We start from the raw sequence: 23,278 nt of genomic DNA on the forward strand, positions 1-23,278 counted from the left end.
CCGTATCGGTGGCCCCCGTGGCAGCAGTCGAGGCGTGCCCCTGGCTTGCCATCACCATGCGCAGCTGCGTGCCGGGGCCATCCATCAGCTGGCGCAAGTCGCTGGGGGTGGTGCGATAGTGCGACTGCACCAGCAGGCCAAACAGCTGCTCCAGCAACGGCTCGTTGGCAGCCAGCTGTACCTGGCTCACGCTGAGGGTCTGCGCGTCGATGAGGCCATGCGCGTGAGCCTCAGGCAGCGGCGCGTTCAGCAGCAGCGCCTGTTGAATGACGCTTTCCAGAGGGTCATTGGCTGCCCAGCGAATCGGGGTGTCCAGGCTCAGCTCCCGCCACTGGGGTGTCTGGCGCTCGAGCACCTCCCGAAAACGCAGCGCAAAGCCCCGGCCAGAGCCCTCGTAACCATGCACCGTCGTGGCAAAGGCCATACGCGGGAACGCGGCCAGCCAGCGGGCCAGCATAGCTGCTGGGAGTGCCGCGGCCTCATCCACCAGCAGCAGCGCCCCGCTGCCTCCCAACGTGCCCTGAGCCAGCTGGGTATCGAGCAGGTCGGGTGGCAAGAAGCACAGCGAGCTTCCCGTGGCAGGCAGCTGCACCTCATGGCCGCGGCGCTGCGCCTCAGGGCACAGCACCATGACACGCTCGAACAGGCTGTCCACCGCGCTGGCCCTGGGGGCGGTGACCAGTAGCCGCGGGTAGCTCCCCTGTTGCAGCAAGCGCGCACAGGCAATGCCCAGCGCCGCACTTTTCCCGCGCCCTCGGTCGGCCGTGATGACCAGCGGGCGGCGACGCTTGAGCTTGCTCAGGGCCGTGACCGCACGGGCCTGGTCGGGCGTCAGGCAGGCGGGGTCTTCAGGGCGGCGTGGCGAGGGCTGCCCGGCGGGCAGCCTGGAAAGCACCAGCGGGCCAGCCACCGGCCAGCGCACCACCTGGGGCGAAGCACTGAGCTGGCGCGCCAAACGTGCCAGGTAAAAGCTGCTCAGCGCGGTCCATTGCCAGGGGTGGTCGGCAAACCGTGCGTAGTTCGGGTCGGGGCGCTCACCCCATGGCTCGGGGGTTACCAGCAGCAGTATGCCGCCCGCCGTCAGCGTGCCGGCCAGCGCGCCCAGGGCGTCCGGGTCCAGCCCGTCACGACCGCTGACGTCCATGACGATCAGCTGATGCTCGGCCCCCAGCCGCGTGCGCGCTTTACCTGCAGGCAAGCAAGGCGCCACGGGGGCTTCCTGCGGGTCGCCCACCCACAAGGGCGCTTGCCATGGCTGGGCGTGCCACAGCATTAGTGCCAGACGGCGAGTGTGCTCGGCGGGTCCGCTGAGCCACACGAGCCCCCGCCAACGGCGGCGTTGCCAGCGCCGCGCATGGCCCACCAGTAGTGATATGCGGCGGTCATCACTTGCTTCGCTCATCACGCTCCTCAAGGGTCGATTGCTTACAACTTTGGTACAACAAGGCACACAGTTTTCAACGCTTCAACGCGCTATCCAGACCTGTCCAACCGTTTAAACAATTACTTAACCAAATGTTTTTAAACAATTTTTACATCAATCGATGTTTCATAGCGTGCGTTAACTTCCTGCAAATCCTGATATTGCGCCGCAGCGGGGGGAGTGTGCTAGCTTAGCGGTACAGCCTTGGCCGCTTTTACTTTACGTAAACGTCAGCCCTACTCGCTGTGCTTTCCTGCTTTCAGGTAATCAACACTAATAACGCCAACCGCCAAAGTACCAGGAAATTGATAATGAAAAAGACTACAAAATTTGCCTTGACCAGCCTTGCAGCTGGCGTCGCATTTGCCGCTCTCACCACGACGGCCCAGGCACAAGAGCAGTGGACCATGACGTCCACCTGGCCCGACAACCTCGATCTGATCAAACTCGACCAGCACTGGGCCGAGCTGGTCAACCAGCTGGCGGGAGACGAAGTTCAGATCAACTTCCGCGCGGGCGGTACGCTGATGCCCGGCACGGAAGTGTTCGATGCCACCGAGACCGGCAGTATCGAAGCCGCCGGTGACTGGCCAGGCTATTGGGCAGGCTTGAACCCCGCGTTCTCGCCGCTGGCCACCACCACCAGCCTGTTCAACGCCGTTGACTACATCAACTGGATTCAGCAGTGGGGCGGCCGTGAACTGTACGAAGAGATTTACGGCCAGTACAACATGATGTACCTGCCCTATGCCGCGCTCAACAACGAGTCCGGCTTCATGGGCCGTACGCCCATCGAAAGCATTGCCGACCTGGAAGGCAAGCGTCTGCGTCTCTCGGGCCGAGACCAGGGCCGCGTGCTGGAAGCCCTGGGTGGCTCTCAGGTAACCCTGGCCGGTGGCGAAGTCTATCAGGCCATCGAGCGTGGTGTGATCGATGCCGGTGAATTCGCGACCCCCGGCGTGGATTACAACGCAGGCTTTGCCGAAGTAGCCGACTACTGGGCCACGCCTGGCTGGCACCAGTCCGCCAGCGTCTTCGGTGTCATGATCAACCTCGACGCCTGGAACGCGCTGTCGGAAGAGACCCAGCAGAAGCTGCGTATCGCCGCCGACGCCACCATGGCCTGGTCACTGGCCTGGTCCGAGCGTGAGTCCACCGAGGCCACCCAAAGGTTCATCGATGCGGGCATCACCATCAACCAGTTCTCTGACGAAGACCTGGCCCGTATTCAGGAGATCACCAACGAGGTCATCGTGCGCGGCGCCTGTGAAAACAGCGACCACGCCAAGGTCTACCACTCCATGGTGACCTACCTGGAAGACTACGCCAAATGGCGTGACATCTCGGCTCCTTTCAACATGAGCCGCACTATGGATAACCTGCCCTCACTGGAAGAGATCGAAGCCTGCCTGTAAGGCGTTTCTGCACCGCCCCGGGCTGCCCGGGGCGGTTTTGTGTGCTGACCGCGGAGATCTTCCATGAATGCGATTGCCAAGGCGATCGATGCAATCAATGAGCTGTTTGGGCGATTGATCGCGCCATTGATTGCCATCATTACCCTCATCGTCCTGTACGACATTGCGTCACGCTTTTTCTTCGGCCGCCCCAGCAACTGGGCGTTCGATGTTACCAAGATGCTGTTTGGTGCCCACTTCATGCTGATGGCTGCCTACGGCTTGCGCCACCACGCCCATGTCGAGGTCGACGTGTTGAAACGTTTGCTGTCACGCAAGCGTCAGGCCCTGATCGAAGTCGTGGCCTACGTGATTTTCTTCGTTCCCTTCATCTGGATGCTGCTGACCTACGGCTGGCGCTTCTTCGAACGCTCCTATACCCGGGGTGAAACCACCTACGGCATGGTGTCGATTCCCGTCTACCCGATCAAAGGCGTTATCGTGGTGGCGGCTGCCCTCATCCTGCTGCAGGCCATTGCCATCGTACTGCGGGCCATCATGCAGTTGCGCGAGGAGAAATCAGCATGAACCTGAGTCCTGAACTGCTGGCGCTGGTGATGTTTGGCGGGCTGCTGATCGGCCTGTTCATGGGTCATCCGCTGGCCTTCGTGCTCGGCGGCGTCGCCGTCATCGGCGCTTTTCTCGGCCCTGGCGAGCGAGTGCTGGGCACCCTGATCAACAACATCTTCGGCAACGCCATGGACAACTACGTGCTGGTTGCCATACCGCTGTTCGTCCTGATGGCACGGTTTCTCAACGATTCCGGGGTCACCGAAAAGATGTTCGATGCCATGCGCCTGCTGCTGGCCAACCTGCGGGGCGGGCTGGCGCTGACCGTGGTCATCGTCTCTGTCCTGCTGGCCGCCACCACCGGTATCGTGGGCGCCTCCATTGCCGTCATGGGCATGATTGCGCTGGTGCCGATGCTCAAGTATGGCTACAACAAGGAGCTGAGCACCGGGGTCATCATGGCCAGCGGCTGTCTGGGCATCCTGATTCCACCCAGCATCATGCTGATCCTGATGGCCAGCTACTCGCCGGTATCGGTAGGCGCTCTGTTTGCAGGGGCGATGATTCCCGGCCTGATGCTGGGGGTGATGTACGCGCTCTACGTACTGCTGATCTGCTACTTCAAGCCCTCCTATGGCCCTCCGGTACCCAAGGAAGAGCGTGCGGAAGTCAGCACTCGGCAACTGCTGATCATGCTGGGCAAGTACGTGGTGCCGCCCATGTCGCTGATCCTCGGGGTACTCGGCGCGCTCTTCACCGGCGTGGCCACCGCTACCGAGGCCTCGGCCATCGGCGTGTTCATTGCCTTTATCCTGTTTTTGATCTTTGGTGATCGCCGGGTCTCCACCTGCTTCAAGACGCTGCTGGAAGCAGGCAAGACCACTACCATGGTCATGCTGGTGCTGGTGGGCGCGACGGCCTTCACCGGGGTGTTCTCACGGGGCGGCGGCATGCAGGTGATTCAGGACCTGCTGCTGGCCATGCCGGGCGGCACCACCGGCGCGTTGATCATGATGCTGTTTCTGGTGTTCGTTCTGGGCATGTTCCTGGACTGGACGGGCATCGTCCTGCTCAGCTTCCCGATCATGCTGCCCATCGTTCAGCAAATGGGCGTCGATCCGCTGTGGTTCGTGGTGATGGTGGCCGTAGTGCTGCAAACCTCCTTCCTCACGCCACCGTTTGGCTATGCGCTCTTCTATCTGAAAGGGGTTTCACCGCCTGGGGTAGAGATCGTCGACCTTTACAAAGCGGTCGTTCCCTTCGTGGCGCTGATCCTGCTGGCGTGCGTATTGATGTCGTTCTTCCCATGGCTGGTCACCGGCCTGCCACGCATGCTGCTGGGCTAAACTGACGCCCTCGCGTTGCCGCCTTGCCGGGCAAGGCGGCAAACTTCATGAAGATGACGCAACACCACGCCCCGTTGCCGGGGCGCTGGCCCTTACGATGGGCGTCACCGGCAATACTTTCCGCTCCCCCGCGACCTGCCCACTGGCGATTTGCGCCAGCAGCAGAGCCACCGCCTCGTCCACCATGGGCTCGACCGGCTGTTGAACCGTGGTGAGCCGATAGCTCGGCCAGGCCGCCATGGGGATATCGTCGAACCCCACCACCGCCACGTCCTCAGGCACGCGCAGCCCCAGCTCGCCGCTGAGCGTATCGATCACCGCAATGGCCATATGATCATTGGCAGCAAAGACTGCATCCGGGTAGGGCGCCGCCTCGAACAGCTTGCGGGTCGCCGCCTGGGCTGTCGCGAAGTCATAGTCACCGCATGCCTCGCCCCAACAGCTGACACCCTGCGCCGCCAGCGCCGCCATGAAGCCATCACGCCGCTGGCGACTGGTAGAAGAGTCGGCAAGCCCGGCCACCAGCGCGATGCGCCGATAACCGCCAGAGACCAGAAACTCACCCACCCAATAGCCTCCACGGTAGTTATCGCTGGCGACCTGGCTGACCCCCTCGAAAGCCACCGTACGGTTGATCAACACCACCGGAATCCCACGAGCGAGACACTCGCTGGCCAGCGAAGAGGAAAGCGTCGCCGCCAGCATCAGAATGCCGTCTGCCTGGCTCTGCAGAATGTCCGCCATGACGCCCGCCGTCTGCTGCTCGTTGCTGCTCATGAACAGCAGCAGGTGATAGCCATGCTGCTGAAACCGCCGCGCGGCATACTCCAGCATCTGGGCGTAGAACGGGTTGTCCAGCTGGGTCATGACGACCGCGATGGTGCGCGACGAACGCGTAATCAAGGAGCGGGCGATGGCATTGGGGCGGTAGCCCAACTGCTGGGCCGCCGCCAATACCTTTTCCCGGGTCTGGGGGGCAATGCTGGCGTGGGGAGAGAAGCAGCGACTGACCGCCGACTGCGACACCCCCGCCAGTTCTGCCACTTGCCGTGACGTCACGGGCCGTTTTTTCATGCTCATCCTCTGGTTGGTCGCAAGGCCCCGGCACCCGCCGCGCTAGGCGTGTTGACGCTGATGGGCCATCAGCGCCATCAGGCGGCGGTCACGCCAGGCCTGGCGTTCGGCCAACTGTGCTTCCGACAATATCTCGCGACGCGCCTGCGCCAGGCGTTCGAGTGTTTCGGGCTGCCAGGGGTTGGCCGCGCTGCGCTGGGTATCCACGTCACGGTAGAGCGGGCCATAGCGCCCGGCGTAGTCCACGACACTGGCCGGGGCGTTCAGGTCGATGGTCTCGAAAGGCCCCATGAACGACCAGCGCAGCCCCAGCCCGTGTTTGACCGTTTTATCCAGGTCCTCGGCGGACACATAGCCATCGCGGAAGAGGCGCAGCGCTTCGTTGAGCAAAGCGCCCTGCAGCCGATTGAGAATGAACCCCTGCACCTCACGCTTGACCAGAATAGGCGCCTGCCCCACTTCCTGCATCAGCACCAGGGTACGTTCGACCACCGCTGCATGGGTCTGCTCCGAGGGCGCGACCCGCCCTGGCAGGCGCATTGTAAATGGGGCCTGCAAGACCCGCATCCGGTTCAACATAGCATGCTCCAAAAGTGTTTGCATTCGTATGCAACAGGCCCTAGCCTTATTCTGCTCCATCATGCTGACCCGACCCAGCTGACTCTACCCAACAACAATCCTTTCAGGAGAGCGTCATGATTCGCCACCTCAAAGCCGGTGCTTCCCTCGAAACCCGCGCCGAAGCGGACCGCCAGGTACGCGAAACCGTCGAGCGTACGCTGGCCGACATCCAGGCCCGAGGCGACGCCGCCATTCGCGAGCTGTCGGAAAAGTTCGATGGCTGGTCACCGGAAAACTTCCGTTTGAGCGAAGCCGAGATTGCTCAGGCCATGAGCGAAGTGTCCGAGCGTGACCTGGACGACATCCGCTTTGCCCAGGCCCAGATACGTCGCTTTGCCGAGGCGCAGCTGGCCTCCATGCAGCCGGTCGAGATCGAAACCCGCCCCGGCGTCATCCTTGGCCACAAACATCTGCCGATAAACGCGGTGGGCTGCTATATCCCCGGGGGTTCCTACCCCATGGTGGCGTCTGCCCACATGAGCGTCCTGACGGCCAAGGTCGCTGGGGTGAAACGCGTCATCGCGGCGGCGCCGCCCTACAAGGGCAAGCCCCACCCCGCCATCGTGGCAGCCATGCACCTGGCAGGCGCGGATGAGATTCTGGTACTCGGCGGCGTTCAGGCCGTGGGCGCCATGGCCATCGGCAGCGACTCCATCGCGCCAGTGGACATGCTGGTGGGCCCTGGCAATGCGTTCGTCGCCGAGGCCAAGCGCCAGCTATATGGCCGTGTCGGCATCGACCTGTTCGCGGGCCCCACCGAGACGCTGGTGATTGCCGACGAGAGCGTGGACGGCTTGCTGTGCGCCACCGACCTGCTGGGGCAGGCAGAGCATGGCCCAACCTCCCCCGCTGCCCTGCTGACCAATTCCGAAGCGCTGGCCCGGGACACCCTGGCGGCCATCGAGGAACTGCTGCAGAAACTGCCCACCGCCGATATCGCGCGCCAGGCCTGGGAGAGTCATGGAGAAATCATCGTCTGTGACAGCCACGAGGAAATGCTGCAAGTGGCCAACGAGATGGCTTACGAGCACGTTCAGGTCATGACCGAAGACCCGGATTTCTACCTGGAGAACATGACCAACTACGGCGCGCTGTTCCTCGGCCCGCGCACCAACGTCGCCTATGGGGACAAGGTGATTGGCACCAACCACACGCTGCCCACCAAAAAGGCAGCGCGCTACACGGGTGGCCTGTGGGTGGGCAAGTTCCTCAAGACCTGCACCTATCAGCGGGTATTGACCGATGAAGCCTCGGCTGAGATCGGCAGCTACTGCTCACGACTCTGCATGCTGGAAGGCTTTGCAGGCCACGCCGAACAGGCCAACGAGCGCGTGCGCCGCTATGGCAAACAGGAGGTGCCCTACGCCTCGGCGGTGGACGCATGAACCTTCCCCAGGCCCCCGGCTTCAGGCTGGACGGCATGCAGGCGCTGGTCACGGGCAGCGCGCTGATGGTGGACGGCGGCTGGACCGCCCACTGACGGAGCCCCACGGGTACACGCCTCGACCCTGCCCCACGGGCAGGGTTTTTTAATGGGCGGCCGATGAGCTGCACCCTACCGGCGCAGGTGATACTATTTGCAACCGCTATTTTTTCGCATTGACGAGCCACGCAGCCTCTCGTCCAAGGAGATCACGACGTGTCCACGCCCGCTCGCCGCTCATCATCGGCTCTGCTGTCAGGGGTCGCTTCACGCTTTGCGCTGTCGCTCAACCCCTGGTCTATTGCGCTGTTTCTCATCGCGCTGACCGTGGCACTGCCGATTCTGGTGGTTCTGGGCCATATCGTGCTGCCCACCGATGGCATCTGGCAGCACCTGGCCAGTACCGTCCTGCCCCGCTATCTCAGCAATACCTTCTGGCTGGTGCTGTGGGTAGGCCTCGGTACCTTGGTGATTGGCACGGGAACCGCCTGGCTGGTGGTCATGTGCCGCTTTCCCGGCAAGCGCATCTTCGAGTGGGCGCTGCTGCTGCCGCTGGCCGTTCCCACCTACGTGATCGCCTATGCCTACACGGACTTCCTGCAGGTGGCGGGGCCACTGCAGAGCATGCTGCGGGAGTGGTTCGACTGGCGAGTGGGCGACTACTACTTTCCCAACATTCGCTCGTTGGGGGGCGCCATCACGCTGATCACCTTCGTGCTCTACCCCTACGTCTACCTGCTGGCCAGGGCCTCGTTTCTGGAGCAGTCGGTGTGCGTGCTGGACGTGGGACGCACGCTGGGGCGCGGGCCGTGGCACCTGTTTGGCACCGTGGCCCTGCCCCTGGCGCGACCTGCGCTGGTGGGCGGCGTGTCGCTGGTGCTGATGGAAACCCTCAATGAGTTCGGGGCGGTGCAATTCTTTGGCGTGGATACCTTCACCACCGGTATCTACCGCACCTGGTTCGGACTGGGCGAGCCGGTGGCAGCCGCACAGCTGGCGGCCTGCCTGCTGACCTTCGTGATCGTACTGGTGCTGCTGGAACGCTGGTCACGGGGCAAGCGGCGCTACTTCCATACCTCCAGCCGTTACCAGCAGCTGCCCGAGTACCGCCTGCGCGGCTGGCAGGCCACCGGAGCGTTTCTGGCCTGCCTGCTGCCCATCACCATCGGCTTCCTGCTGCCCAGCGGCCTGCTCTTGAACATGGCGATTCGGATTGGCGACAGCCTGTTCGGCACGCGATTCATCGGCTTTGCCCTGAACAGCCTCTCGCTGTCGGCCATTGCGGCCCTGATTGCGGTAGGGCTGGCGGTGCTGCTGAGCTATGGCGTACGCCTCAACAACTCCCCCAGTGCACGCCTGTTCACCCGCATTGCGGCCATGGGCTACGCCATTCCGGGCTCCGTGGTGGCGGTCGGCATTCTGATTCCCTTTGCCTGGCTGGACCACACCCTCAACTCCTGGCTGCACGCCAACTACGGCAAGATTATCGGGCTGGTCTTCAGCGGCACGGCCTTCATTCTGATCTACGCCTACGTGGTGCGCTTTCTGGCGGTGTCGTTCAATGCCGTGGAAGCCAGCCTGGGCAAGGTCACCCCCAGCATGGATGCCGCCTCGCGCACCCTGGGCCAAACCGCAGGGGGCACGCTGCGACGCATTCATACGCCCCTGATGCGCAGTAGCCTGTTGGCGGCGGGGATTCTGGTCTTCGTCGATGCCATGAAGGAGCTGCCGGCCACCATCATCCTGCGGCCGTTCAACTTCGATACGCTGGCGGTGCGCGCCCATAACCTGGCGTCGGACGAGCGGCTGGCGGAGGCCTCTACGGCCTCACTGACCATCGTGGTGGTGGGGATCCTACCGGTGATTCTCCTCAGCCTGGCCATGCGCCGAGCGCGCCCCGGCAGCCAGGCCGAGTAAGTTCAAACACACGCCTTCCCGCGCCTCAGCGTGGGAAGATGAAGACCTGGGAGTGGTCCAGATCGATGTCGATGGGCTGGCCCTCCTGGGGCAGGAACACCCCAGGTACACGGGCATGCAGGTGCGCTTCCTGGCCATCGCTGCCATGGGCACACAGGTGGATCAGGCTGGTGCGGCCCAGCAGCTTGGCCATGACCACGTGGCTATGGCTGTGCGCTTCGGCTGGCAGGTCTCGCTCCTGAATGCGCAGCGCCTCGGGGCGAATCATCACCTGCACGTCACTGCCTTCCGGCAGCCAGCTGGCATCCACCGCGCCCACGGGGGTCTGCACTCGCCCGCCTTGCACCACTCCCGCCAGCTCGTTGACCTCGCCAAAGAAAGTCACCACGAAGGGGTCGATGGGCGCACAGTAAAGCTCGCGAGGCGTGCCGGTCTGGACGATCTTGCCATCGCGCATCAGTGCGATGCGGTCCGCCATGAACATCGCCTCTTCCGGGTCGTGGGTCACCAGCAGCGTGGCCGAACCCAGCTTTTTCAACACGTGCAGCGTGTCGTCTCGGATACGATCCCGCAGCCGGGCATCCAGGCTGGAAAAGGGCTCGTCCAGCAGCATCAGCCGCGGCGTAGGCGCCAGCGCGCGGGCCAGCGCGACACGCTGCTGCTGGCCTCCCGACAGCATGTGCGGGTAAGTTTCGGCATAGGCGGCCATGCCCAGCTGGTCCAACAGTTCCAAAGCACGCGCGCGGCGCTGGCTGGAGGGCAGCTGTTTCAGGCCAAAGGTGACATTTTCCAGCACGCTCAGATGGGGAAACAGCGCCGAATCCTGGAACGCCAGGCCCACGTTGCGCTTTTCGGGCGGCACATGGCGCTTGCCAGGGGCAGCGATGGCCTGCCCGTCCAGGCTGACCTCGCCTTCCTGCACCACCTCCAGGCCTGCCGCGATACGCAGCAGGGTGGTCTTGCCGCAGCCGGAAGGACCCAGCAGGCACACCACTTCGCCCTGGCCGATCTCCAGATCGATGCCCTTGACCACCTTATTGGCTGCAAACGTGTGCTCGACACCCCGCAGCGACAGCGCCGCCGCCGGTGCTGCCACCTCTGAAAATGACACCGTTGCCGTCATTCGTTCACCCATGGTTAGTGCGCAGCGCAGATGCCTGACTGCGAACACGGTTGAAAGTTATTTGCATTCTATTTTCTATTGGCGGCAGATGCACGCACATGCACAAAAAGTGTTGCGTGTCATTATCATTTCGCTTGACGTCCATGGAACAAGACGCTTCAATAGGCGCAGTTTGCCAATGCAACTTATTATCATAAACATTTAGGGTGTATGTTATGAAAAAGACACGTCTTGCAGTCTCTGTCGCCGCCGTCATGGCTGGCTCGGCATTTGCCAGCAGCACACTGGCTAACGAGGTCAACATCTACTCCGCTCGCCACTACGACTCAGACGAGATTCTGTACAACGCGTTCACCGAAGAAACGGGGATCAAGGTGAATGTACTGGAAGGCGACGCCAATCAGTTGATGGAGCGTATGCAGCGTGAAGGCGTGGCCAGCCCTGCCGACGTCATGCTGACCGTGGATGCCGGCAACCTGTGGCGTGCCGAGCAGGATGGCCTGTTCCAGGCCGTGGATTCCGACGTGCTGAACGAGCGCCTGCCGGAGTCCATGCGTCATCCCGAAGGCATGTGGTTTGGCTTCAGCCAGCGCGCACGGGTGATTTTCTACAACCGTGAGAACTTCGACCCGAGCCAGATCGCTACTTATGAAGACCTGGCCGACCCACAGTTCGAAGGCAAGATCTGTATCCGCTCTTCCAACAACATCTACAACCAGTCTCTGCTGGCCTCGATGATCGAGCACCACGGTGCGGAAGAAGCGCAAGAGTGGGCACAGGGCGTGGTCAACAACCTGGCGCGCAACCCGGAAGGCGGTGATACCGACCAGATTCTGGGCGTGGCCAGCGGCGAATGCGAGCTGGGCGTGGCCAACCACTACTACTATGTTCGTCTGCTGCACTCCAGCGAAGCTTCCGACCGCGAAGCCGCCCGTAAAGTGGGCGTGATCTTCCCGAACCAGGATGATCGCGGCACGCACATCAACGTGGGTGGTGCAGGTCTGGTCGCCAACGCGCAGAACGCCGAGAACGGCATCCGCTTCCTCGAGTTCCTGGCTTCCGACCAGGCCCAGGAAGTGCTGGCCGAGCGTAACTACGAGTTCCCGGTGGTCGATGGCGTGAAGAAGAACCCGGTTCTGGAGTCCTGGGGCGACTTCCAGCGCGACGAAGTGAACATCAGCGAGCTGGGTAACAACAACCCGGAAGCCGTGCGCATTTTTGACCGCGTCAACTGGCGCTAAGCGCTGGCCCAGGCAGTATGCAAAACCCCACCGCAAGGTGGGGTTTTTTTGTGGATGGCCAGTCAGCCAGGGGTTGAACGGCGCCTGGTGCGTTTCTTACTTTAGTGTGCTTCGTCCCAGTTGGCGCCGCTCTGGGCTTCCACGATCAGCGGTACGCTCAGTGTGGCCGCCGACTGCATCCGTGCACTGACCTCCTCGATAAACGCGTCTACCTGCGCTTCAGCCACCTCGAACACCAGTTCGTCGTGCACCTGCATGACCATCAGGGCATCGAACGCGCCTTCCGTCAGCCACGCATCCACGTCGATCATCGCCTGCTTGATGATGTCTGCCGCCGTGCCCTGCATGGGCGCGTTGATTGCGGTGCGCTCGGCCCCCTGACGGCGGTTGCGGTTCTGCGAGTGGATCTCGGGCAGGTAGAGCCGCCGCCCCATGACGGTCTCGACGAAGCCGTTGTCGGCGGCCTGACTGCGAATGCGGTCCATGTAGCGGGCAACGCCGGGGTAACGGTCGAAGTAGCGGTCGATGTAGGTCTGCGCCTGCTGGCGTTCGAGATGCAGCTGACGCGACAGCCCCCAGGCGCTCATGCCATAGATCAAACCAAAGTTGATCGCCTTGGCACTGCGGCGCTGGTCGGCGGTGACCTTGTCCAGCGCGGTGCCAAACACTTCGGCGGCGGTGGCAGTATGAATGTCGCGGCCCTGTTCGAAGGCTTCCAGCAGCCCCTTGTCTTCCGACAGGTGGGCCATGATGCGCAGCTCAATCTGCGAGTAGTCTGCAGCCACGATGCGATACCCGGGGCGGGCCACGAAGGCCTGGCGAATCTTGCGCCCCTCTGCGGTACGGATCGGGATGTTCTGCAGGTTCGGGTCCGACGAGGAGAGCCGCCCGGTGGCGGTCACCGCCTGGTGATAGCTGGTGTGCACGCGGCCGGTTTTCTTGTTCAACAGGCGCGGCAACTTGTCGGTATAGGTAGACTTCAGCTTGGCCAGGCCACGGTGCTGCATGATCACCTTGGGCAAGGGGTAGTCCAGCGCCAGCTCTTCCAGCACGGCCTCGGCGGTGGAAGGCGCGCCCTTGGGCGTTTTCTTGATGACCGGAATTTTCTGCTCTTCGAACAGAATCTGGCCCAGCTGCTTGGGGGACCCCAGGTTGAACTCGCGGCCCGCCAGCTCGAAGGCTTCACTTTCAAGCTCGCGAATACGCTGCTCCAGCTGCTGGCTCTGCTGGTGCAGGCGCTCGGCATCCAGCGCCACCCCGTTACGCTCGATCCGCGACAGCACCTTGATCAGCGGCAGCTCCAGATGATCGAGCACCTCGGCCAGGCGGCCTTCCTGCTCGACCTGCGGGCGCAGCGTCTGCTGCAGGCGCAGGGTAATGTCCACGTCTTCACAGGCGTAGGGCGCGGCCTGCTCCAGGGCTATCTGGTTGAAGGTGAGCTGCTTGGCGCCTTTCCCGGCAATCTCCTCGAAGGAGATGGTCTTTTCCCCCAGGTACTTGAGGGCCAGCGAGTCCATGTCGTGGCGGGTCGCGGTGGAGTTGAGCACGTAGGACGCCAGCATGGTATCGGCAAACGGCCCCGTGACGTGAATATCCACGTTGGCCAATACGGAAATATCGTACTTGAGGTTCTGGCCGATCTTGGTTTTGCCGGGATCTTCCAGCAGCGGCTTGAGCGCCTCGAGAACGCTGCGGCGGTCGAGCTGGGCAGGCGCATCCAGATAGTCGTGGGCCAGCGGGATATAGGCCGCTTCACCGGGTTCCAACGCCAGGCCGACCCCGACGATCTCGGCATCCATGTAGTTGAGGCTGGTGGTTTCCAGATCGAAGCAGAAGCGCTCGGCGCTGCGCAGCCGCTCAAGCCACGCGTCCAGTTCGGCCTGCTCGGTGATCACGTGGTCGCGGCGTGGGCCTGGGGCCGTGCCCGACGCCACCTGCTCGGCCTGCGGGGCTGGCTGGCCGCCGCTGACGTCGTCCACGCCCTCGTCCTTGCCCTCCAGCAGCTCCGCCAGCCACTGCTTGAACTCCATCTCCTTGTAGAGCGCCACCAGCGCTTCCCTATCCGGGTGGGCGATCTCCAGGTCGTCCAGCCCTACGGGCAGGTCGCAGTCGACCTTGATGGTGGCCAGCCGATAGGAGAGAAACGCCTGTTCGCGGTACTCTTCCAGTTTTTTGGGGAGTGTCTTGGCTCCTCGAAAGCCCAGCGTGGTGACCCGTTCCAGGTCGCCATAGATGGTCTCCAGCCCGCCACCCATGCCTTGCAGCAGGCCAATGGCGGTTTTTTCTCCCACGCCGGGCACGCCAGGAATGTTGTCCACCTTGTCGCCCATCAGCGCGAGGAAGTCGATGATCAGCGCAGGCGGCAGCCCAAATTTCTCCTCGACACCGGCCTCATCCAGGGTCTCTTCCTTCATGGTATTGACCAGCGTGATATGGCGATTCACCAGCTGGGCCATGTCCTTGTCGCCGGTGGAGATCACCGCGTCACGCCCGGCCTGGGTGGCGTGATGCGCCAGCGTGCCGATGACATCGTCGGCTTCGACGCCTTCGATGCACAGCAGCGGCAGCCCCAGCGCTTTCACGCAGGCGTGTAGCGGCTCGATCTGGCTACGCAGGTCATCGGGCATCGGCGGGCGGTGGGACTTGTACTCGCTGTACATGTCGTCGCGAAACGTCTTGCCCGGCGCATCGAAGACCACCGCCATGGGGCTATCGGGGTAGTCCTTGATCAGCCGCTTGAGCATGTTCAGCACGCCTTTCACGGCGCCCGTGGGCTGGCCGTTGGAGTTCGTCAGCGGCGGCAGCGCGTGGAACGCACGGTAAAGGTACGAAGAGCCATCAACTAGCACGATAGGGGCACGGGCCATAACCAGATTCCATAGTCAGCAGAACAGTAAGAGCGTCTATTCTGCAATGATACGCGTTCGGCGGCGCGACTGCAGAAAAGCACTGCGAAAGCGCCCCTTCACCGCTCACAGCGCTGCCAACTGGCGCGCCAAGCCGCTACAATGACCGGCTTAGCAACCTGGGCGAGATTCTCATGGCTGTATTTACTCCGCTGAGCGACGCACAGGTCGCCGCGTTTCTGGAAAAATTCGATGTTGGCAGCCTGGTGTCCCTTCAGGGCGTGGCAGGCGGCACGGAAAACTCGACGTTTTTCGTGACTACCGAGCGCCGCGAAATGGTGCTCACGCTGTTCGAACAAGGCGAGCACGAAGAGCTGCCGTTCTTCGTCGAGCTGCTGGACTACCTGGATGAACACGGCCTGCCCGTACCAGGCACCATTCATGACCGCGAAGGGGTGGCGCTGCACAGCCTGGCGGGCAAACCGGCCCTGCTGTTCCCGCGCTTGCCCGGCAAGCACCCCTCCGCCCCCAACCTGGTCCAGTGCCAGGCGCTGGGCAGCGCGCTGGGGCGTATGCACAAGGTCTCGCAGCATTTTCCGGGGCATCGTCCCAACCCCCGCGATCTGCACTGGCTGCGCGCCGTGCATCACAAGGTGCTGACCTACATCAGCCCCGACGACCAGACCCTGATGAAAAACGAGGTCGATGATTTCGAGACCGCGTTCAGCCAGTATGGCGCGCTGCCCCAGGGGGCGCTGCATGGTGACCTGTTCCGTGACAACACCCTGTATGAAGGCGACCAGTTGGGCGGCATCATCGACTTCTACAATGGCTGCACCGGCGACCTGCTGTTCGACCTGGCCATCGTCATCAACGACTGGGCCTCCAACGAGGACGGCAGCCTGAACGCCGAGCGCTATCAGGCGATTTTGAGCGCCTACCAGGCACGCCGCCCACTGACCGACACCGAGCGGGCCCTGTGGCCCACCATGCTGCGCTTGACGGCGTTGCGCTACTGGCTGTCGCGCCTGCTGGTGGTATATGTGGACCCGCCTGCCCATGACCTTACCCCCCACGACCCCGAGCGTTTCCGCGTGATTCTCAAGGCACGCATCGCGCTGGGGGCACTCCCTATCCCGGAGGCTTCCTGATGAGTGACATGGCCGCAACCAGCAGCCCCGCCGTACGCGCCCGCCGTACCTGGAACATGGACCAGTGGGGCAGCGGTTACTTCGATGTCGATGACCACGGCCAGGCGCTGGTGCGCCCCCTGGGCAGCGATGCCGAAGGCCCTGCCCTGCCGATCAGCGCGCTGGTTCGCCAGCTGCAGCAGGCCGGCCTGCGCTTACCGGTGCTGGTGCGCTTCAGCGACATTCTTCACGACCGCGTCGAGCAGCTGTGTGGCGCCTTCGACGCCGCCATGCAGGATGTGGCCTATGAGGGCGGCTACACGGCGGTGTACCCGATCAAGGTCAACCAGCAGCGCCGGGTGGTCGAAGAGATTCTGGCCACCTCGGAGCGGGGCAATGGTCGCGTGGGGCTGGAAGCGGGCAGCAAACCCGAGCTGCTGGCGGTGCTGGCGCTCTCCGACGGCGGTTCGTCGCTGATCGTCTGCAACGGCTATAAAGACCGTGAATACGTGCGTCTGGCGCTGTTGGGCGAGAAGCTGGGCCACCGCGTCTATCTGGTGGTGGAAAAACTCTCCGAGCTGGACCTGATTCTGGAAGAAGCCCGGGAGCTGGACGTGACGCCGCGTATCGGCCTGCGCGCGCGGCTGGCCTCGGTAGGCAAGGGCAAGTGGCAGAACACCGGTGGCGAAAAGTCCAAGTTTGGCCTCACCGCCAGCCAGATCCTGGAAGTGGTGGACACCCTGCGCGCCCAGGACGCCCTGGCCAGCCTGCAGCTGGTGCACTTCCACCTGGGCTCCCAGATCGCCAACATCCGCGACATCCAGCGCGGCCTGCGCGAATGTGCGCGCTTCTACCAGAACCTGATGGCGCTGGGCGCCCCCATCGACACCGTGGACGTGGGTGGCGGCCTGGGGATCGACTACGAAGGCACCCGCTCGCGCAGCTACTGCTCGGCCAACTACTCCATGCAGGAGTACGCGCGCAACGTGGTCAGCGCCTTCGCTCAGCTGTGCCAGGAAGCCGACTTGCCACAGCCGCACCTGATCAGTGAATCCGGCCGCTCGTTGACCGCTCACCATGCGGTGCTGATCACCAACGTGATCGGTGAAGAGCGTATCGACCACACGCCGCCGGTGCGCAGCGTCACCGACGACCCCCAGGTGGATGAGCTGTGGCGCGTGCTGGACCAGCTGGCCGAACACCAGGAGCCCAGGGTGCTGGTCGAAGCCTGGCACGACCTGCTGCAAGCCGTCAGCGAGCTTCAGGATCGTTTCGTGCTGGGCTTGAGCAGCATCAGCGCCCGCGCCGAAGGCGAACGCCTCTACATGGCTGCCTGCGCGCGCCTGCGGGGCAAGCTCGATACCCGCAACCGTGCCCACCGGGAAATCATGGACGAGCTGGCCGAGAAACTGGCCGACAAGCTGTTCGTCAATTTCTCGCTGTTCCAGTCGGTGCCGGATGTCTGGGGGATCGAGCAGATCTTCCCAGTACTGCCACTCAGCGGGCTAGACAAGGCGCCCACTCGCCGCGCGGTGATTCAGGACATCACCTGTGACTCCGACGGCCGCATTGACAGCTACGTGGACGGCCAGGGCGTCGAGAGCACGCTACCGCTGCCGGAATGGGCCAACGATGACGAGCGCTGGCTGGGCTTTTTCCTGGTGGGTGCCTACCAGGAGATTCTCGGCGACCTGCACAACCTGTTCGGCGATACCGACTCGGTGGATGCCGCGCTGGGCGCCGACGGCGAGTGGGTACTCTCCAACCCTCAGGCAGGCGACACCGTGGCGGACGTGCTGGCCTACGTCAATTTCGATGCTCGCGTCCTGAAACAGAAGCTGACCGAACAGCTGGTAACCAGCGGCTTCTCGGCCGAAGAGCAGGCGCACTTTGCCGCCAGCCTGACCGAAGGACTGGAAGGCTACACTTATCTGGAATAGCGATCTGGATTAGTGCTCTGAAGTAGTCCTCTGGCGTAACGCCCAGGAGCAAGGGGGCAGGAGCCCCCTTCTCGCCTGACATTTCAGCATAAAAAAGCCCCCGCTGCCCAGGGCAGCGGGGGCTTTTGACGCTCAGCCGATGGGGTCGTTTATTCGACCACGCTGGTGTTGATCTCCAGCCCGCCGGTGAGCGTGAAGCGCAGTGATGCGCCGCGAGTCAGCTCACCCACACCAGCAGGCGTGCCGGTCAGGATGACATCGCCGGGCTCCAGGGTGAAATGACGGCTCATTTCCGCGACCAGCGTCGGGATCGCAAAGATCATGTCCGAGCCTTCGCCGTGCTGGCGCTCCTCGCCGTCGATTTCCAGCGTGAAGGTCAGCGCGTTCCAGTTGGGCACGCGGCTCAACGGCAGGAACGGGGACAGCGGGCAAGCCCCATCAAAGGCCTTGGCGATTTCCCAAGGATGGCCTTTCTCTTTCAACGTGGTTTGCACATCGCGCAGCGTCAAATCCATCGCCAGGCCGATCCCGGCAATGGCACGCTCCGCTTCATCCTGAGTGGCGTGGGTCAGGGTTTCCCCTACCAGCAGCGCCAGCTCGACTTCATAATGCACTTCACCGCGTGAAAACGGCGGGTCCAGCGGCTTGGTCAAATCCACCACGCTGGTGGCCGGCTTGATGAACAGCAGCGGTTCACTGGGAACCGGGTTGTCCAGTTCCTTCGCGTGGTCGGCGTAGTTGCGGCCTACACACACGACTTTGCCCAGCGCGTGGGGAAACTCCTGGCCATCGGTAAACTGTGGAACAAAACGCATGGCGGGTATTCTCCTTCTCATTATGCGTGCCGCATTCGCAACGACAGGCGCACTAGTCTACCCCACCCTTGCGCTTGTTCCACAACCTTCCCGCTGCTTTTCTTGCACCCTGGCTTATGTACCCAAGGTACGTAAACGTTTAAACGCCCGGCTGCCAAGGCTGGTCAGGCCCATGGGCCAGAAACGCTGGGCGCTGTTTGGGGGCGGCAAACGGCGCACCGCAGCGGTTGTCCGGCCGATTGAACACGAAAAAGACATTGCTGCGCGGGTCCGGCGACAGGTTCGCATTGGAAGCGTGCAGGGTGTTGCAATCGAACAGCAGCAAGCCCCCTGCTCGCCCCTTCGGCGCTTCGATGCCGTACTGGTCGACCATATGACGCAGTGCCTCCGGGCTGGGCACCCCGACCTCCTGGGCTTTCAACGAGCTTTTGTGGTTGTCCTCGGGTGTTTCACCAAGGCAGGGCACGAACGCTTTGTGCGACCCTGGAATCAGCATCAACGGGCCGTTGAACTCGTGGTTATCGGTGAGAATCAGCGATGCACTGACCGCATGCATGTTGGGCATACCGTCTTCGGCGTGCCAGGTCTCGAAATCCGAGTGCCAGTTGAACCCCTTGCCTGCAAAGCCGGGCTTGTAGTTGATGCGCGACTGATGCACGTAAGGGTCGTCACCGATGATCTGACGTGCCGCCCCTGCCAGCCGCTCGTCGTTGGCCAGCGGCCCCAGACGGGAAGAGAGATGGTGCACGGCGAACAGCGAACGAATCTCCTGGCTTTCCGGCTCGGTGATGCTGAACTCCCGCTCGCGGTAAGCATCGTTGCTCATCAACGACTCGATTTCATCGCGAAGCGCATCCAGCTCGTCGCCATGGATCAGGTCTGGAATAAACAGATAGCCCTTGCGCTCGAACTCATCCAGCTGCGCCTGGGTAAGCGGCCCCGGCAGCGCACGCCCTTTGACCACGTCGTCACGGCGTGCCTGGGTCAACGATGCTGGCGCGGTGGCCAGCCGAGTAGGATAGAGGTCCACTCGCGTATTGCTGGCAGAAGGGGTATCTGCCATGTCGCTGTACTGCTTGTGGGCCGTCAGGTTTTTGAGAGGTGTATTGCCGACTGTCATCTAATCCACTCCTTGTATGATTAAATTTCAGTTAAAACGTGTCTCATTCAGAAACACAGTGCAGGGAGAAGCCTAGCCCACGCATGACGGCTTGCAACCCTTGGGAACCCCGCTCATAACGTGCGTTATGACATTTTTTTCATGCTCATGGACACCCCGTTGAGGCCCACCGCAGCAACCACCCTGCGCACAGCGGACTACGGGTGAATTTCAATGTTTGATAAACATCGGCCCAAAAAAAGCGCCGCTCGAAGGAAGCGGCGCTGGTGGCGGGCGAGGGACGTGCGCTAACCCAGGCATATATGGCCGTAGATGAAATCCCGATCGAAGCCCGTATTACGCGCCATCTCTTCCGGCTGCAGCAGCTTGATGCTGCTACGCGTCTTGCGGATCAGCTTCTTCTGCTCCAACGCGGTCATGCAGCGGCTGACGTGCACGCTGGTCATGCCCAGAAGCTCTCCTACGATGTCCTGGGTCACCGGAAAGGAGAATACGTTGCTGTTCAGCAGGCCTTTGAAATTGAATCGCGCATAGACTTCCAACAAGAAGTGCGCCACTCGCTCTTCTGACCGATGATGCGTACAACTTCGCAAACGCTCGATGGTAATATTGTCGTTGACCATGACATACGAGGTAATGGCCTTGCGAATTTCATCGTTGGTTTTAAACAACGCATGCAAATCATCTACCGATACTTTTTCCAACTTGCAATGTGTCAGCGAGAGAATCACGATATCGTGACTTTCAAAAAAGCTTTCTCGCATTCCGATAATATCGCCCGGCATGAAGACGTTACAAATATCTTGCCCACGTGTAGAAGTGGCATGGGATAGACTTGCCCAGCCCTCTTTCACCACGAAGATATCGGCACGCCCCTCGCATAGCGAAAAGACTTTCTGGTTTCTCTTCAGCTCGACAGGTTTTTGTCGAACGTTGGTCAAGGCCTCCAGTGACTCTGCCCCCAGCTCACCGTACAGCCCCAACACTTCACCAATACTTATACAACCGCCCTCGGCCCCTAGGGGGCCCGGCAAACCATTGCGACTTCTATCTTCCACTAGATTATACTCTTCTGCAGTAACCTTATTCATCTCTACACTCCTTTGTAGTTAGACAAATGCTATACTCACCCGGAATTGTTTATAATTTCTATACACTAAAAGGAAGATAACGCGACAAAAATATAGACAACTATAAACATACAAACAAGAAACTTTCATAGTTTGCGCTATCAAATACCCAAAAACCCAAAACTATTAACATTTGTTAAACACATTACAAAAACTCAAGAAAACTAACAGTATGGAAACAACTCCCAATACAAACAGGCTGTCGCCATCACGATGATAAAGCTTAAAAAAACTGGCTAATAAAAAACTAAACCCACTCTCCCCACTCCTTTCAACCCTTTACCCAAACATATACCCGCCTCTCAAACAGCCATTTAAAGCAGAAGTCCCAACTCTCTTGGGTTAACGAAAAAGTCAATTCTATAAGGCATTAAAGCAACCGACCAGCTAGAAAAACAACAAAAGACAAGAAGCAAAGCAACATCAATAAATTGCTTTAATGTGGAGAAAGGAGCTTTCGATGTCACACTATTGCCACATAGCCCTCTTAAGGTAATAATGATATACTAATGGGTTCGAAAGTAAGCGAACATCATTTATAATGTAGGCTCCGTTCGCCAAGCTTATCGGATATTTACACACATGCGCCACGATGACGGTCGTAAACTTGATCACAAAACATTAGAAGCCATTCGCGTTCGCGCCGTTCAACGGGTCATGGATGGCGAGAGTCCAGAAGTCGTCATCAAAGCGCTGGGGATGAGCCGAGCACGAATCTATGAATGGCTGGCTGCCTACCGCGAGGGTGGCTTTGACGCGCTCAAGGCCAAGCAGATTTCCGGTCGTCCCAAGAAACTGAGCGGTGCTCAGATCCGGGAGCTGTATATCTGGATAACGACCTTTACGCCGGACCAGTTGAAGTTTGATTTTGCCCTGTGGACTCGGGGCCGAGTGCGTGAGCTCATCCGGCAAAAGTTCAACGTCCGGTTAAGCGATGTCTCGGTCGGTCGTCTGCTTCGAAACCTGGGGCTGACGCCTCAGAAACCCCTGCATCGGGCCTACCAGCAAAAGCCAGAGGCCGTGAAACAATGGAAAGAAGAGACCTACCCGGAAATTCGCAAGGAAGCAAAAAAAGTCGGCGCCACCATCTATTTCGGCGATGAAGCCAGCATTCGGTCTGATTATCACAGTGGCACCACCTGGGCACCCAGGGGTGAAACTCCGATCATCCGTAATACGGGCAGTCGCTTCAGCATCAATCTGATCTCGGCCATCTCGCCTCGCGGCGAGCTTCGCTTTAAGACCATTCAGGGCAACATGAACACCGATGCGTTTCTTGGTTTCCTCAAGGCTCTGGTGCAAGACGTTGACAAGCCGGTTTTCCTGATCCTCGATAACCACCCGGTTCATCATGCTCGTCGGGTTCGAGACTATGTTGAGAGTCTCGACGGCAAGCTCAGGTTGTTCTTCCTGCCGCCGTACTCGCCGGAGCTGAATCCTGACGAGTCTGTTTGGGGCTATATCAAATACCATCACGTCGGTAAAAAGATCATTAACAGCAAAGAACAACTTCGGAGCACTGTTTACCGGCAGCTTCGACGTTTGCAAAAATTGCCACGACTATTGAAATCGTTTTTTGGCCATCCGGATTTGGCTTATATCTCCGGGTAATGTTCGCTTACTTTATTTCGAATTAGTACGTTGCCCAAAACCCCGTACCAGGAGTGCCGCGATGAGCCATACAGCGCAGCCAGACCTGATGCATACGCTGCAAGAGGCAGCCCGGCTGGCTGGAAAAATCCTCACTAAGGGGTATCACAAAGCGGGGGGTATCGACTTCGAACGCAAGGGAAGCTCGGACTTCGTCACCCATTACGATCAGGCAGCTGAACACGCCATTATCGATACCATTCAGCGTGCGCATCCAGACGTGGGATTTCTTGGCGAGGAAACGGGCGTTACGCCGTCTCGCAGTAGCGACCTCACCATCATCATCGACCCGCTCGACGGCACCAATAACTTCCTGCACCGGGTGCCGCATTTTTCGGCTTCTATCGCGGTGCGCCAAGGCGCAACGCTCATACAGGGTGTGGTCTATCATCCCTTACTGGACGAAATGCTCTGGGCCGTTCGCGGGCAAGGGGCCTACCAAGGGTCAAGACGATTACCTATCTTACCGGCCCGCCCTCTCAACGAGATGCTGGTTGGCACCTGCTTGCCTTACC

General features: G+C 61.0%; 17 protein-coding genes and 1 pseudogene. 10 read left to right on the forward strand and 8 right to left on the reverse strand.

Annotated elements, in window-relative coordinates; all coding sequences use genetic code 11:
* Positions 1-1,402, reverse strand: a pseudogene (locus tag B7L72_RS04295) (DUF1726 domain-containing protein); the annotation flags it as partial.
* Between the two features lie 332 nt (positions 1,403-1,734).
* Here B7L72_RS04295 and dctP point away from each other — a divergent pair.
* From dctP to B7L72_RS04310, 3 genes are all read left to right on the forward strand, one after another.
* On the forward strand, positions 1,735-2,838 hold the full coding sequence (gene dctP, locus B7L72_RS04300) for a TRAP transporter substrate-binding protein DctP (RefSeq protein WP_081192746.1): 1,104 nt from the start codon (positions 1,735-1,737) through the stop codon (positions 2,836-2,838).
* Between the two features lie 63 nt (positions 2,839-2,901).
* On the forward strand, positions 2,902-3,405 hold the full coding sequence (locus B7L72_RS04305; RefSeq protein WP_081192748.1) for a TRAP transporter small permease subunit: 504 nt from the start codon (positions 2,902-2,904) through the stop codon (positions 3,403-3,405).
* A complete protein-coding gene (locus B7L72_RS04310) occupies positions 3,402-4,733 on the forward strand; it encodes a TRAP transporter large permease (RefSeq protein WP_081192750.1) in 1,332 nt (443 codons plus the stop codon). The genes B7L72_RS04305 and B7L72_RS04310 overlap by 4 nt, the downstream gene beginning before the upstream one ends.
* Before the next feature lie 45 nt (positions 4,734-4,778).
* Here the strand turns inward: B7L72_RS04310 and B7L72_RS04315 are convergent, their stop codons facing one another.
* Together B7L72_RS04315 and B7L72_RS04320 are read right to left on the reverse strand one after the other, a co-directional pair.
* Positions 4,779-5,807, reverse strand: coding sequence for a LacI family DNA-binding transcriptional regulator (locus B7L72_RS04315; RefSeq protein WP_081192753.1), 1,029 nt, complete (start codon positions 5,805-5,807; stop codon positions 4,779-4,781).
* A 42-nt stretch (positions 5,808-5,849) separates the two neighbouring features.
* The gene (locus B7L72_RS04320; RefSeq protein WP_254893753.1) at positions 5,850-6,386 is read right to left on the reverse strand and encodes a 3-hydroxyacyl-CoA dehydrogenase family protein; all 537 of its coding nucleotides are present in this window, start codon (positions 6,384-6,386) and stop codon (positions 5,850-5,852) included.
* A gap of 116 nt (positions 6,387-6,502) precedes the next feature.
* On the opposite strand from B7L72_RS04320, the gene hisD reads away from it, so the two are divergent.
* Together hisD and B7L72_RS04330 are read left to right on the forward strand one after the other, a co-directional pair.
* Positions 6,503-7,813, forward strand: a complete 1,311-nt coding sequence (hisD, locus tag B7L72_RS04325; protein WP_081192757.1) for a histidinol dehydrogenase — start codon at positions 6,503-6,505, stop codon at positions 7,811-7,813.
* Positions 7,814-8,067: 254 nt separating this feature from the next.
* Complete coding sequence (locus tag B7L72_RS04330) at positions 8,068-9,768, forward strand: ABC transporter permease (protein ID WP_039182805.1); 1,701 nt, start codon at positions 8,068-8,070, stop codon at positions 9,766-9,768.
* A 25-nt stretch (positions 9,769-9,793) separates the two neighbouring features.
* On the opposite strand, the gene B7L72_RS04335 is transcribed toward B7L72_RS04330, so the two are convergent.
* On the reverse strand, positions 9,794-10,891 hold the full coding sequence (locus B7L72_RS04335) for an ABC transporter ATP-binding protein (protein WP_016916077.1): 1,098 nt from the start codon (positions 10,889-10,891) through the stop codon (positions 9,794-9,796).
* 215 nt (positions 10,892-11,106) lie between these two features.
* Here B7L72_RS04335 and B7L72_RS04340 point away from each other — a divergent pair, with 215 nt between their 5' ends.
* Entirely contained in the window at positions 11,107-12,132 is a 1,026-nt protein-coding gene (locus tag B7L72_RS04340; protein ID WP_016916076.1) for a Fe(3+) ABC transporter substrate-binding protein, read from the forward strand.
* A gap of 101 nt (positions 12,133-12,233) precedes the next feature.
* On the opposite strand, the gene polA is transcribed toward B7L72_RS04340, so the two are convergent.
* A complete protein-coding gene (gene polA, locus B7L72_RS04345) occupies positions 12,234-14,999 on the reverse strand; it encodes a DNA polymerase I (protein WP_081192759.1) in 2,766 nt (921 codons plus the stop codon).
* Positions 15,000-15,172: 173 nt separating this feature from the next.
* Here polA and B7L72_RS04350 point away from each other — a divergent pair, with 173 nt between their 5' ends.
* Positions 15,173-16,129 carry a homoserine kinase gene (locus B7L72_RS04350; RefSeq protein ID WP_081192761.1) on the forward strand — a complete coding sequence of 319 codons (957 nt, stop codon included), beginning with the start codon at positions 15,173-15,175 and terminating at the stop codon, positions 16,127-16,129.
* A gap of 8 nt (positions 16,130-16,137) precedes the next feature.
* On the forward strand, positions 16,138-18,048 hold the full coding sequence (gene speA / locus B7L72_RS04355; RefSeq protein ID WP_371317415.1) for a biosynthetic arginine decarboxylase: 1,911 nt from the start codon (positions 16,138-16,140) through the stop codon (positions 18,046-18,048).
* Between the two features lie 149 nt (positions 18,049-18,197).
* Here the strand turns inward: speA and B7L72_RS04360 are convergent, their stop codons facing one another.
* The 3 genes from B7L72_RS04360 to B7L72_RS04370 form a co-directional block, all read right to left on the reverse strand.
* A complete protein-coding gene (locus tag B7L72_RS04360) occupies positions 18,198-18,863 on the reverse strand; it encodes a fumarylacetoacetate hydrolase family protein (protein ID WP_081136398.1) in 666 nt (221 codons plus the stop codon).
* 139 nt (positions 18,864-19,002) lie between these two features.
* The gene (gene thpD, locus B7L72_RS04365; protein WP_081192765.1) at positions 19,003-19,983 is read right to left on the reverse strand and encodes an ectoine hydroxylase; all 981 of its coding nucleotides are present in this window, start codon (positions 19,981-19,983) and stop codon (positions 19,003-19,005) included.
* Positions 19,984-20,270: 287 nt separating this feature from the next.
* Positions 20,271-21,074, reverse strand: coding sequence for a Crp/Fnr family transcriptional regulator (locus B7L72_RS04370; protein WP_016916070.1), 804 nt, complete (start codon positions 21,072-21,074; stop codon positions 20,271-20,273).
* 621 nt (positions 21,075-21,695) lie between these two features.
* On the opposite strand from B7L72_RS04370, the gene B7L72_RS04375 reads away from it, so the two are divergent.
* The gene (locus B7L72_RS04375; protein ID WP_054645368.1) at positions 21,696-22,724 is read left to right on the forward strand and encodes an IS630 family transposase; all 1,029 of its coding nucleotides are present in this window, start codon (positions 21,696-21,698) and stop codon (positions 22,722-22,724) included.
* 61 nt (positions 22,725-22,785) lie between these two features.
* Positions 22,786-23,278 (forward strand): inositol monophosphatase family protein (locus B7L72_RS04380; RefSeq protein WP_303245516.1); only part of this gene is annotated, 493 nt, incomplete at its 3' end.

It is taken from the genome of Halomonas sp. BC1 (assembly GCF_002078135.1).
GTDB lineage: Bacteria > Pseudomonadota > Gammaproteobacteria > Pseudomonadales > Halomonadaceae > Vreelandella > Vreelandella stevensii.

Excerpts from the sequence above, each read along its gene's own strand:
- B7L72_RS04320 (WP_254893753.1), bottom strand. The coding sequence starts at position 6,386 with ATGTTGAACCGGATGCGGGTCTTGCAGGCCCCATTTACAATGCGCCTG.
- B7L72_RS04360 (WP_081136398.1), bottom strand. The coding sequence starts at position 18,863 with ATGCGTTTTGTTCCACAGTTTACCGATGGCCAGGAGTTTCCCCACGCG.
- B7L72_RS04335 (WP_016916077.1), bottom strand. The coding sequence starts at position 10,891 with ATGACGGCAACGGTGTCATTTTCAGAGGTGGCAGCACCGGCGGCGGCG.
- B7L72_RS04310 (WP_081192750.1), top strand. The coding sequence starts at position 3,402 with ATGAACCTGAGTCCTGAACTGCTGGCGCTGGTGATGTTTGGCGGGCTG.
- dctP (WP_081192746.1), top strand. The coding sequence starts at position 1,735 with ATGAAAAAGACTACAAAATTTGCCTTGACCAGCCTTGCAGCTGGCGTC.
- thpD (WP_081192765.1), bottom strand. The coding sequence starts at position 19,983 with ATGACAGTCGGCAATACACCTCTCAAAAACCTGACGGCCCACAAGCAG.
- B7L72_RS04350 (WP_081192761.1), top strand. The coding sequence starts at position 15,173 with ATGGCTGTATTTACTCCGCTGAGCGACGCACAGGTCGCCGCGTTTCTG.
- B7L72_RS04340 (WP_016916076.1), top strand. The coding sequence starts at position 11,107 with ATGAAAAAGACACGTCTTGCAGTCTCTGTCGCCGCCGTCATGGCTGGC.
- B7L72_RS04305 (WP_081192748.1), top strand. The coding sequence starts at position 2,902 with ATGAATGCGATTGCCAAGGCGATCGATGCAATCAATGAGCTGTTTGGG.
- hisD (WP_081192757.1), top strand. The coding sequence starts at position 6,503 with ATGATTCGCCACCTCAAAGCCGGTGCTTCCCTCGAAACCCGCGCCGAA.
- B7L72_RS04370 (WP_016916070.1), bottom strand. The coding sequence starts at position 21,074 with ATGAATAAGGTTACTGCAGAAGAGTATAATCTAGTGGAAGATAGAAGT.
- polA (WP_081192759.1), bottom strand. The coding sequence starts at position 14,999 with ATGGCCCGTGCCCCTATCGTGCTAGTTGATGGCTCTTCGTACCTTTAC.
- B7L72_RS04375 (WP_054645368.1), top strand. The coding sequence starts at position 21,696 with ATGCGCCACGATGACGGTCGTAAACTTGATCACAAAACATTAGAAGCC.
- B7L72_RS04315 (WP_081192753.1), bottom strand. The coding sequence starts at position 5,807 with ATGAAAAAACGGCCCGTGACGTCACGGCAAGTGGCAGAACTGGCGGGG.
- speA (WP_371317415.1), top strand. The coding sequence starts at position 16,138 with ATGGCCGCAACCAGCAGCCCCGCCGTACGCGCCCGCCGTACCTGGAAC.